We start from the raw sequence: 11,077 nt of genomic DNA, 5'->3' as shown, positions 1-11,077 counted from the left end.
GGGTCAGCGACACTCCGGAACCTCGTCGAAGGCCCGCTTCAGCTCCACCGAGTCCAACTCGCTGGTGTCGAGCGAACTGGACTCGTACTCCTTGTTCAGGGTTTCGACCGCGGCCTTGACCCCGTCGTAGAACACGGTCGCCTGCCCGGTGCCGAGCTGCTCGATCGCCGCGCCGGCCCTGCCGTACGCGTCCCGGACCGCGGTCAGCGAGGCGAGGAAGCCCTCGGACACCGCCGCACCCTTCTCGGCGTCCGGTACGCCGGCCGCCGCCACCTTCTGCCGGGCGGTCTCGCTGGCCAGTTCCGCGCCCCGCAGCAACCGGACCAGGTTCTCCTTAGCCTGCGCAGGACTGGTCTGCGCCGTCATCTGCTGCTGGGTGCTCCGGGTCAACGTCCCGATCTCGGCCCGCCACGGAGCCAGCGCCGCGCAGACCGCGGCCGCCCACGCCTGCGGGGACGGCCCCCCGGCACAGGCCCCCACGAGCAGGGCGATGGTGCACAGGACCGCCGTGAACCTTCCGGCGCCTGCCGCGCGGGGCGTACGCATGCGTTGCAGCGTACGGGTTCGAACCGACTTCACGAGAAGGGTAATTGTTCGGCCCTCTCCGGATCGGCCCCCTGACCAGCCAGAACAGCCGGCGGTGGACATCAGGAACGGTCACCTGGGGAGACGGATCGGGTCCGACGCGAACGCGCCGGACCCGGATCCACTCCATACCGATCAGGCGTTGACGGTCTGCGGCCGCTGGTCCGAGCTGCCGCTGCCGGCACCACCGGAGTCCGGGTCGGAGTCCGACATGGCCACCTGCTTGCGCTTGCTGAACACCACCGCCGCGGCGATGATCAGGGTCGCGACGACCGCGATCCCGACCCGCAACGGGGTGTTCTTGTCGTCGCCCACGCTGAACGCCACCACGGCCGGTGCGATCAGCAGCGACACCAGGTTCATCACCTTGAGCAGCGGGTTGATCGCCGGACCGGCGGTGTCCTTGAACGGGTCACCGACCGTGTCACCGATCACCGTGGCCGCGTGCGCGTCCGAGCCCTTGCCGCCGTAGGCACCGTCCTCGACGAGCTTCTTGGCGTTGTCCCAGGCACCGCCCGAGTTGGCCAGGAAGACCGCCATCAGCGTGCCCGTCCCGATGGCACCGGCCAGGTACGCGGCCAGCGCGCCCGGGCCGAGCCCGAAGCCGACCGCGATCGGAGCCAGGATGGCGAGCAGACCGGGAGTCATCAGCTCGCGCTGCGCATCCCGGGTGCAGATGTCCACCACCTTGCCGTACTCCGGCCGCTGGGTGCCGTCCATGATCCCGGGCAGCTCGCGGAACTGCCGGCGTACCTCCATCACCACGGCACCGGCCGAGCGGGAGACCGCGTTGATGGCCAGACCGGAGAAGAGGAACACCACCGCGGCCCCGATGATCAGGCCGACCAGGTTGCGCGGGTTGGCCACGTTCAGCGCGGCCAGGATCTCGCCACCCACGTTCTGCACCCCCGCGGTGACGTACGAGGCGTCGAGCGTGTCGATGTACGACCCGAACAGCGCGGTCGCCGCCAGTACCGCCGTGGCGATCGCGATGCCCTTGGTGATCGCCTTCGTGGTGTTGCCGACGGCGTCCAGTTCGGTGAGCGTGCGCGCACCCTGCTCGTCGATGTCGCCGGACATCTCGGCGATCCCCTGCGCGTTGTCGGAGATCGGGCCGAAGGTGTCCATGGCGACGATCACGCCGACGGTGGTGAGCAGGCCGGTGCCGGCCAGCGCCACCGCGAACAACGACAGCGTGATGGAGCTGCCGCCGAGCAGGAACGCGCCGAACACCCCGGCGGCGATGAGCAGCGCGGAGTAGACCGCCGACTCCAGGCCGACGCTGATGCCGGCGAGGACGACGGTGGCCGCCCCGGTCTGCGAGGACTTGCCGATGTCCTGCACCGGCCGCCGGTTCGTCTCGGTGAAGTAGCCGGTCAGCGCCTGGATGGCGGCGGCCAGCACGATACCGATCACCACCGCGCCGATCGCGATGATCCGCGGATCCATCGGCTCGGCATCGCCAGCGGCCAGGCCGAGGCTCTCCCGCCAGGTGTCCCCGAGCATCTCGGCCCAGGTGGCCGGCAGGTAGACGAAGGACATTGCCGCGACGAGAATCGCCGAGACCACCGCCGAGGCGTAGAACGCCCGGTTGATCGCGGTCAGACCGGACCGGTCCGAGGCGCGCAGTCGGGTGATGAACACCCCGAGGATGGCGATGAGCACACCGATGGTGGAGACGATCAGCGGGAAGACCAGCCCGTGCTCGCCGAAGGCCGCCCGGCCGAGAATCAGCGCGGCGACCAGGGTCACGGCGTACGACTCGAACAGGTCGGCCGCCATGCCGGCGCAGTCGCCGACGTTGTCGCCCACGTTGTCCGCGATGGTCGCCGCGTTGCGCGGGTCGTCCTCCGGGATGCCCTGCTCGACCTTGCCCACCAGGTCGGCGCCGACGTCCGCGGCCTTGGTGAAGATGCCGCCGCCGACCCGCATGAACATGGCGAGCAGCGCGGCACCGAAGCCGAAGCCCTCCAGCACGGTCGGCGCGTCGCCCTGGTAGATCAGGACGACCGCGGCCGCCCCGACCAGGCCCAGCCCGACGGTGAGGAAGCCGACCACACCACCGGTACGGAAGGCGATCTGCATCGCCGCCTCCCGGCCCCCCTGGTGTTCCCGGGCGGCTGCCGCCACCCGCAGGTTGGCCCGGGTGGCCAGTGCCATACCGGCTCCACCGATGAACGCGCTGAACGCGGCGCCCACCACGAAGAAGCCCGAGCGGCCGATCTTCACCAGCGTCTCGCTGCCCTCGGTGTGGTGCACGGGCAGCAGGAACAGCAGCACCACGGCGAGCACGACGAATATGGCGAGGGTTCTGAACTGGCGGATCAGGTAGGCCGAGGCGCCCTCTTGGACGGCACCCGCGATCTCCTGCATTTTATTGGTGCCCTTACCGGTCGCCAGTACGGCCTTGGTCAGGGCGGCGGCAAAGCCGAGCGCCACGAGCGCAATGACCGCCGCAACGACGATGTACGACAGATTCTGACCAGAAAGGGACAGCCCGCCACTGTCTGGGGCCGCGACTACGGACATCTATGTCCTCCTGTACCGAACACTCGCGCCGGGCCGGCGGACGAACCGGCCAGACGTCTCCACGCGTGGAGCGACAATGTGCAAGCGCGTCGCCGGCCCCTCGCCGTCGAAACCGACGGCGATCACCACTCCCCAGGAGCGGGACCAGCACACTTGCTGATAACCCCGGGTACTCTAGCGGTCCGTCGTGTTGGAGGTCACACAGAGGACCCGCCCCGTCGCGATGATCTTTATCGCTGTGTTACCGCCACGGCTCTGGTAATGGGCGTCGGCGGGTGGCGTCCCGGGGTGTTACCGGCCGACCGGCCAGGCCATCCGCACCTCGGTGCCGACGCCCTCGTCCACCGGCCGCACCTGGAGGTCCTCGACGAAGCCGGCCAGCAGGGCGAACCCGACACCCACCGTCAGCGCCTCGTCGGTCAGTGCCTCGTCGGCCAGCTCGTCGGGCGGCAGCGCGGCCAGCCCCAGCCCGGCCTCGATCGGCGCCCGGTCGATCACCCGGACGGTGTACGTCGGCCCGTCCGACATCTCGACCAGCACCAGCTCGGTCAGGCCATACTGGCGGTGCAGGGCGACCGCGCGGGCACAGGCCTCGCCGATCGCCAGTCGTACCTCGTCGAGCAGTTCCTCGGCGACGCCGGCCCGGCGGGCGACCGCGACCCCCACCAACCGGGCGGTACGGACGTGAACCGGTGCCGGGGTGAACGACAGTCTGACTCTCGACATCACGCCTCGACCGTCGACATCACTCGCCGGAACCGGAACCGGACGAGTCCGCGCTGATCGCGGCCTCGAGCGTGGCGTAGATCGGAAAGACCTGGTCGAGGGCGGTGATCCGGAAGATCTTGAGCAGCGGTTCCTTGTCGCAGATCAGTCCGAAACTCCCGTTGACGGGACGGAGCCGCTTCAGCGCGCCCACCAGCACGCCCAGCCCGGTCGAGTCGAGGAAATCCACCCGCCCGAGGTCGACGATGATCCTGCGGGCCCCGCCGTCGATCAGTTCGACGAGACGTTCGCGCAGCCGAGGGGCGGTGTAGACGTCCACCTCGCCGCCGACCTCCAACACCGTGTGCTCACCGATGGCGCGGGTCGTCAGCGACAGATCCATCAGTCCTCCTCTGACCGCCAGGAATGCTCCTGGGCATCTAACCATCGACCAGCGGGCAGCGCACCGACGGTGCACCCACCGCTACCCGGCTTTCCGGCGCCCGTACAACAGTGCGAGAGTGCAGGGCGTGACGTCCCCGCCAACAGTATCGGCCGGCACCGGCGCCGATCGGCCCCGGTCGGCCGGTGGCCCGGACCCGGACGAACTGTTGACCCGGCTGCTCACCCGGCGCACCGGCGGTTCAGCCGGGGACCCGGTCACGCACGTGGAGCGGGTGCCCGCACGCCCCGGCACCGTGGCACCGTGGCCGGACTGGGTGCCGGCGGAACTCCGTACGGCCCTCGCCGACCAGGGCGTGGTCGCACCGTGGCGCCACCAGGCGGAAGCCGCCGACCACGCGTACGCCGGCCGGCACGTGGTGATCGCCACCGGAACGGCGTCCGGAAAGTCACTCGCCTACCAACTGCCCGCCCTGGCCACCCTGCTGACCGACCCCCGGGCCACCGCGCTCTACCTGGCGCCGACGAAGGCGCTCGCCGCCGACCAGTTGCGGGCCGTGCGCAGTCTCGGTCTCGACGGGGTACGACCGGCGTGTTATGACGGCGACACCCCGCGCGCCGAGCGGGACTGGATCCGGCAGCACTCCCGGTTCATCCTGACGAATCCGGACATGTTGCACCACGGTATCCTGCCCGGGCACGCGAAGTGGTCCGGCTTCCTGCGCCGGTTGGCGTTCGTGGTCGTCGACGAGTGCCACACCTACCGGGGAGTATTCGGATCACACGTGGCGCACGTGCTGCGCCGGCTGCGTCGCCAGGCCGCCCGCTATCCCCGTATCCCGGGACAGCCGGCGCCGGGCCTGTCCGCACTCCCGTCCCCGTCCCCGTCCGCACCCGCACCCGCACCCTCGTCCTCGGTGAGCCTGCCCGCGCAGCGGCTCGGGCCCGGGCCGACGGACGGCCCGGTGTTCGTGCTGGCCTCCGCGACGTCCGGTGATCCGGCGGCGGTGGCCGAGCGGCTGATCGGCCTGCCGGTCAGCGCGGTCACCGAGGACGCCTCGCCGCGCGGCGGGCTGACCTTCGCGCTCTGGGAGCCGCCGCTGCTGCCGCCGTCGTCGGATTCGGAGCCGGCCGACGCCAGTACGGACGCGGGATCTCCCACAGGCTCCGACGCGGTGTTCGACGCCGCGCCGGTACGCCGTTCGGCGTTGCGGGAGACCGCGGACCTGCTCAGCGACACGGTCGCGGCCGGGGTACGGACGCTGGCGTTCGTCCGGTCCCGGCGTGGCGCGGAGGTGATCGCCACCACCGCCCGACGGTCCCTCGACGAGGCGGTACCCGGCCTGGGTGGCCGGGTCGCCGCATACCGGTCCGGTTATCTGCGGGAGGAGCGTCGGGCTCTGGAGCAGGGCCTGCTCGGCGGCGACCTGCTCGGACTGGCCTCGACCAGCGCACTGGAACTCGGCGTCGACCTGGTCGGCCTGGACGCGGTGCTGATCTGCGGCTACCCCGGCACCCGGGCGTCGCTCTGGCAGCAGGCGGGCCGGGCCGGGCGATCCGGCGGCGAGGCGCTCGCCGTGCTGGTGGCCCGGGACGATCCACTGGACACCTATCTGGTGCACCATCCGGAGGCGCTGTTCGGCCGCCCCGTCGAGGCCACCGTGCTCGACCCGGCCAACCCGTACGTGCTGGGGCCGCAGTTGTGCTGCGCGGCGGCGGAGTCTCCGCTGACCCCCGCCGACCTGGAACTCTTCGGGGAGGGCGCCAAGGACGCGGTGGAGGCACTGGTGGCCGGGGGCGCACTCCGGCGACGCCCCACCGGCTGGTACTGGCGACACACCGGACGGCCCGAGGTGGACCTGCGGGGCACCGGCGGAGCGCCGCTGGACGTGGTCGAGTCGTCGACCGGGCGGCTGCTCGGCACGGTCGATCCGGCGTCGTCCCACTTCCAGGTCCATCCCGGCGCGGTCTACCTGCACCAGGGCGTGTCGTACGTGGTGGACGACCTCAACTTCGACGACGGGTGCGCGCTGGTGCACGCCGAGGAGCCGGACTGGTCCACCCATCCCCGGGACGTCACCTCGCTCTCCGTCGTCTCGGTCCGGTCCTACCTGGACGCGGGGCCGGTCGGGATGTTCCTCGGCGAGGTCGACGTGACCAGCCAGGTGGTGTCGTACCAGCGTCGTCGGCTCGCCTCCGGCGAGGTGCTGGCCACCCTGCCGCTGGACCTGCCGGCCCGGGAACTGCGCACGGTCGCGGTCTGGTTCACCGTCTCACCCGAGTCGCTGGCGGCGGCCGGGGTCGAGGTGGCCGACGTACCGGGCGCGCTGCACGCCGCCGAGCACGCCGCGATCGGACTGCTCCCGCTGGTCGCCACCTGCGACCGCTGGGACATCGGCGGGCTGTCGACCGCCGCCCATCCGGACACCGAGGCGCCGACGGTCTTCGTCTACGACGGTCACCCGGGTGGTGCGGGGTTCGCCGAGCGGGCGTACCACGCGGCGGCGGCGTGGCTGGGCGCGACCCGGGACGCGATCGCCGAGTGCGGCTGCGAGACCGGCTGCCCGTCCTGCGTCCAGTCCCCGAAGTGCGGAAACGGCAACAATCCGTTGGCCAAGGCGGAAGCGGTCCGGGTGCTCGACGTGGTGCTGACGAACCTTGCGAAGGTCGCCCCGCCGGAGCCGCCGGAGCCGACCGGAAACTGATCGCGGATAGTCGGTATTCGCATGTATGGATCTAAGGAGATCGGGTTAAGTTAGTCTGGGAGCGCTTCCACGGATCCGCCTGAGGAGGACGTCGTGGCCGACACCATCGCCGAGACCGTCGAACTGCTGTACACCATCGACCAGGCTCACCTCACCGTCGATCAGCAGATCGCACTCTCCCAGGCGTATGCGGCGTTGGCCCAGGCCGAACGCCTGGACCAGATCCACCAGATGCTGCACAGCATCCACCAGGTGCTCAACAGTTGGGTGGTGCGACGGGCGACCGAGGGCGGCGGGCACTGAGGCCGTCCCGGCTCTGCTTCGTCTCCCCGTCCCGTCTCGGAAGGCAGGTGGTCGCTGTGACCACTCCCGTCAGCACGATGGCGGCACGTCGCCGGCCCGCTCCTCTGTACGCCGCGATCGTCAGCCCGCTCGTGCTCGCCGTCAGCACCGCCGCGGTCGTGCTGCCGGTGACCGCCACGGCGGCCGTACCCGGCGGCACCACTGCCGTACCCGCCAGTGCGGTGGCGGCACCGCTGCTCGCGGACGACTTCGAGGACGGCAACGCGTCGGGCTGGTCTACCTCCGGCGGACAGTGGTCGGTGGCTTCCGACGGTTCGCAGGTCTACCGGCAGCGCACCGGGAGCGCCGGCGCGAGTGCTCGAACCGGCGATCCGACCTGGACCGACTACACCGTCAGCGTCCGGGTCAAGCCGACGACGCTGCGGCCCGGCCGCTCGACGATCGGGGTGCTCGCCAGACTCCAGTCGAGCACCAGCTACTACTACCTGACCCTGCGGTCGGACAACCAACTCGAACTGGGCAAGCTGGTCTCCGGCCGGGTCACCTCGCTCGCCACCGCCCCGGCGACGGTCACCCTCGGCGCCTGGCACACGCTGCGGCTGGCCGTACTCGGCACCTCGCTGGTCGGCCAGCTCGGCACGGTGTCGGTCAGCGCCACGGACGGCCAGTTCGACGCGGGCCGGATCGGGCTGGTCACCACCTCTGCCGCCGGCTCCTTCGACGACGTCCTGATCGAGCCACCCGCGCCCGCAAACGACCGGCAGGCGCCCAGTACGCCGGGTCAGCCGCAGGTGCTGGAGGTCGTACCGGGGGCGGTGACCATCACCTGGCCGGCGTCGACCGACAACGTCGGAGTGACGCAGTACTACGTCTACCAGGGCGACCAGTTCTACCGGCAGTGGATCGCCCGGACCGTTCCGGACAACAGCCCGCTGACCCTGCCGATCGGCGCGACGGCCGCGATCAGCCACTTCTCGGTCGCCGCCCGCGACGCGGCCGGCAACACCTCGACGATCTCGTCCCGGGTGACCGTCCCGCAGCCGCCGAGCTTTCCCCGCAGCGGTGACAACACGGTTCCGCCCACCGCACCGGGACGACCCACGGTGCTCGGGGTGACCGCCGACGGCTACCTCCTCGGATGGGAGCCGGCAACGGATGACCTGGGCGTGGTCGAATACCACGTCTACCACGTGTTCAACGTGGACGAGGTTCGGGTGGACGCCAAGGTCACCACCAACACCGCCGTCGTCGTGCCACGCGGCGGCTACGAAACGGTACGGATCGTCGCGTACGACGCCTCGTGGAACTCCAGCAGCAGCGTCACCGTCCAGCTCACCCCGCCACCGACCCCGTCCGCCCTGCCACCGATGCCTCCGGTCAGGTGATTTCCGCTCGCGTGCCGATCCGCCAGCCGGCTACGGTCACCAGATGGTCACCTTGTCGCGGCGGTACCGCTATGTCGGTCCGGCCGAGATTCTGGCCGGAACAACGCCCGACGGCGCAGGTGCACTGATCGCCGCACCAGGTGACTTCGCCGGTTGGGTGTCGACGGTACCGGCGCCGGATCTGGTCGAGCCGTTCACGTTCGTGGTGGACCTCGACGGTGTACTGCGGTTGGCTCCCCGGCGCAGTGAGCACGTCGCCTGCGCCGAGGGCCGGGATGTGCTCGGGGCCGGCGAGATCACCTTCGTACGGCAGCCACCCGGTGAGGCGGGTGTCGGGTGGCTCGGTTGGCGGGTCGACGAGGTCAGCAATCAGTCCACCGGCTACTGCCCGGATCTCGACTCGTGGCCGGCGGTCGCCGCCGCTCTCGACCAGGCCGGCCTGGCCCGCCCCGACGACTTCACCGTTGGCTTCGTGTTCCGCCGCTGCCCGGACTGCCAGCAGCGCAACGTGGTCAGGGACGACGACTTCGTCTGTGCGCTCTGCGGCGCCGACCTGCCCGTCCGGTGGAACTTCGATTCCGGATGACCGACTCGGACGCATTGCGCCGACAACTGTCCGTCGAGCGGCTGCCCGTTCAGCCCCGGACGGGTCCGGCCCGGCTGGTCGCCCGGGCGTTCCTGGTGAGCCCGGGTATCGGCTCGACCAGCACCTCGGCGGTGATCTCCAGATCGAATCCGTCCAATGTGCAACTGGTGAGCCGGGCACTGTTCGCAGCGGCGATGGCCGCAGCGCGGGCGCAGGCCGTGTCCGGGCCCTCGAGGACGCGGGCGGCCCCGGCGAGCGCGCCGAGGTCCGCCGCGACCCGGGCCTGGTGCCGGGCCACCCCGGCGGCTGCGATCGCCGATCCACCGAGGCTGAACAGGACCAGCACCAGCCCCACCATCAGCAGCCATACGGTGGCGCTGCCCCGATCGGAGCCAACCCGGCCACCCTGGCCAGCCGCAGGATCGCGGCCGAGGGTCCTGGTGGTCACGAGAACGGCTCCGGGGCGCCGGGTTCGACGGCCGCCACCGCGGTTCCGGTCACGGTCATTTTCGGCAGTCGAGCACCCAGCGCCCGGATCGGAGCCCGGACGGTGGCGACCACCCGGTCACCCTCGACGGCCACCGACACCACGGAGCCCGGTGGTGCGGCTGCGGCACCGGCCGGCACGCCAGGCGCGCCGCGAGAGGCGGCCAGCGCCGCCTCCCGCGCCGCGTCCACGCACTGCCCCTTGATGATCACCGCGTTGACCGCGGCGAGCCCAGCGAACAGCAGCAGCATCAGCGCCGGTAGGCCGGCCGCCAACTCGGCGGTGAACGAGCCCCTGTCGCGGCCGATCCTCCGGCGCCGGATCACGGCAGGGCCCGCTCGATGACGCCGGTCAGCGCGGCCTGAACCTTGCCTGAGGTCAGCACCTTCAGCAGAATTCCGGCGAAGGCGACGGCGGCCAGGGTGCCGACGGCGTATTCAGCCGTGTTCATTCCCGCATCGTCCCGTAGCCGGACGATGAGCTTGCGCATCATGAAGTTCCCCTCTCGTATCGGTCACAGCACGTCGCCGAGCACGGCGACGATCACCGGCACCAGGCCGGCGAGAATGAACGCGGGCAGGAAACACAGCCCCAGCGGCAACACGATCAACACGCCCGCCCGGCGTGCCGCCGCCTCGGCGGTGGTCACCCGGTCGGCACGCAGGTCGTCGGCGAGCCGGGTCAATGCCCCGGCGAGCGCCGCACCACTGGCCGAGGAGCGCACGGCCGCCCTGGTCAACCGCTCGGCGCCGGGCACCGGACCGAGCCGGGGCCACGCCTCATCGGGGCTGCCGCCGAGCCGGAGCGTCCGCCCCACCTGTTCGAGCCGCTCCCCCAACGGCCCCGCCAGCGCCTCGGCCACAGCGGAGACGGCACGGTCGACCGGCGCGCCGGCCCGCAACGCCGCAGCCAGGAGGTCCGCCGCGAGTGGAAGATCGGCCGCCGCACGCAACCGGTGGCGCCGTACGGCCGCAGACTCGAACCGACGTAGCAGGCGGTCGAGGCCGACAGCCGTCAACACACCGACCAGTACGCCCGGCCAACCGCCCAGGACGACCGCGGCCGCCAGTCCGCCCAGTCCGGCCCCGAGCCGGACGAGGTCCATCCACCTCGGCCGGCCCGGCCAACTCCGATCCACCGCGACCAGCCCACCTCCCGCCGACGATCCGCCGCTCGATCCCGCCCCGGCAGGTGGGGTCGCAGGGCTCGACCACCCCTCGCCGCGTAGCTCGGAAAGTCGCTGGCGGGACGGTCGGCGAACCCGTCCTCCGGCGGTCGCCACCAGCACCGCGATGCCGACCAGGACCAGCGGCAACGCCGTCCGCGCCACCATCACGCGCCCCAGGTAGCGCCAGCGCCGAGTCCGCTCGCACTGAACCGACCCGCCCCC

12 protein-coding genes are annotated in these 11,077 nt (G+C 71.4%); 4 read left to right on the top strand and 8 right to left on the bottom strand.

Features of this window, described 5'->3' with window-relative positions; translation table 11 throughout:
- Positions 1-3: 3 nt before the first annotated feature.
- The 4 genes from I0C86_RS34960 to I0C86_RS34945 all read right to left on the bottom strand — a co-directional run bounded on the left by I0C86_RS34960 (position 4) and on the right by I0C86_RS34945 (position 4,222).
- The gene (locus tag I0C86_RS34960) at positions 4-546 is read right to left on the bottom strand and encodes a hypothetical protein (protein ID WP_196205589.1); all 543 of its coding nucleotides are present in this window, start codon (positions 544-546) and stop codon (positions 4-6) included.
- 174 nt (positions 547-720) lie between these two features.
- Positions 721-3,114 carry a sodium-translocating pyrophosphatase gene (locus I0C86_RS34955; RefSeq protein ID WP_196205588.1) on the bottom strand — a complete coding sequence of 798 codons (2,394 nt, stop codon included), beginning with the start codon at positions 3,112-3,114 and terminating at the stop codon, positions 721-723.
- 291 nt (positions 3,115-3,405) lie between these two features.
- Positions 3,406-3,843, bottom strand: coding sequence for an ATP-binding protein (locus I0C86_RS34950; protein ID WP_196205587.1), 438 nt, complete (start codon positions 3,841-3,843; stop codon positions 3,406-3,408).
- A gap of 16 nt (positions 3,844-3,859) precedes the next feature.
- Positions 3,860-4,222, bottom strand: coding sequence for an STAS domain-containing protein (locus tag I0C86_RS34945; RefSeq protein ID WP_196205586.1), 363 nt, complete (start codon positions 4,220-4,222; stop codon positions 3,860-3,862).
- A 127-nt stretch (positions 4,223-4,349) separates the two neighbouring features.
- Here I0C86_RS34945 and I0C86_RS34940 point away from each other — a divergent pair, with 127 nt between their 5' ends.
- The 4 genes from I0C86_RS34940 (at position 4,350) to I0C86_RS34925 (ending at position 9,200) form a co-directional block, all read left to right on the top strand.
- Entirely contained in the window at positions 4,350-6,926 is a 2,577-nt protein-coding gene (locus I0C86_RS34940; protein ID WP_196205585.1) for a DEAD/DEAH box helicase, read from the top strand.
- A gap of 93 nt (positions 6,927-7,019) precedes the next feature.
- The gene (locus I0C86_RS34935; protein ID WP_196205584.1) at positions 7,020-7,229 is read left to right on the top strand and encodes a hypothetical protein; all 210 of its coding nucleotides are present in this window, start codon (positions 7,020-7,022) and stop codon (positions 7,227-7,229) included.
- A gap of 56 nt (positions 7,230-7,285) precedes the next feature.
- The gene (locus tag I0C86_RS34930) at positions 7,286-8,614 is read left to right on the top strand and encodes a fibronectin type III domain-containing protein (RefSeq protein WP_196205583.1); all 1,329 of its coding nucleotides are present in this window, start codon (positions 7,286-7,288) and stop codon (positions 8,612-8,614) included.
- A gap of 43 nt (positions 8,615-8,657) precedes the next feature.
- Positions 8,658-9,200: a hypothetical protein gene (locus I0C86_RS34925; protein WP_196205582.1), complete on the top strand. Its 543-nt coding sequence runs from the start codon at positions 8,658-8,660 to the stop codon at positions 9,198-9,200.
- A 49-nt stretch (positions 9,201-9,249) separates the two neighbouring features.
- On the opposite strand, the gene I0C86_RS34920 is transcribed toward I0C86_RS34925, so the two are convergent.
- Genes I0C86_RS34920 through I0C86_RS34905 form a run of 4 tightly spaced genes read right to left on the bottom strand, consistent with a single transcriptional unit; the run spans position 9,250 to position 11,017 of the window.
- The gene (locus tag I0C86_RS34920; protein ID WP_323374035.1) at positions 9,250-9,648 is read right to left on the bottom strand and encodes an Rv3654c family TadE-like protein; all 399 of its coding nucleotides are present in this window, start codon (positions 9,646-9,648) and stop codon (positions 9,250-9,252) included.
- Positions 9,645-10,013, bottom strand: a complete 369-nt coding sequence (locus tag I0C86_RS34915) for a TadE family type IV pilus minor pilin (RefSeq protein WP_196205581.1) — start codon at positions 10,011-10,013, stop codon at positions 9,645-9,647. Before I0C86_RS34915 ends, I0C86_RS34920 begins: the two co-directional genes overlap by 4 nt.
- The gene (locus I0C86_RS34910) at positions 10,010-10,177 is read right to left on the bottom strand and encodes a DUF4244 domain-containing protein (protein ID WP_196205590.1); all 168 of its coding nucleotides are present in this window, start codon (positions 10,175-10,177) and stop codon (positions 10,010-10,012) included. Before I0C86_RS34910 ends, I0C86_RS34915 begins: the two co-directional genes overlap by 4 nt.
- A 24-nt stretch (positions 10,178-10,201) precedes the next feature.
- Positions 10,202-11,017 carry a type II secretion system F family protein gene (locus I0C86_RS34905; protein ID WP_407676383.1) on the bottom strand — a complete coding sequence of 272 codons (816 nt, stop codon included), beginning with the start codon at positions 11,015-11,017 and terminating at the stop codon, positions 10,202-10,204.
- Positions 11,018-11,077: the final 60 nt, after the last annotated feature.

The organism is Plantactinospora alkalitolerans, from assembly GCF_015690345.1.
Lineage (GTDB): Bacteria > Actinomycetota > Actinomycetes > Mycobacteriales > Micromonosporaceae > Plantactinospora > Plantactinospora alkalitolerans.
The sequence above is the reverse complement of the archived record's forward strand: the minus strand, read 5'-3'. Positions and strand labels throughout refer to the sequence as shown.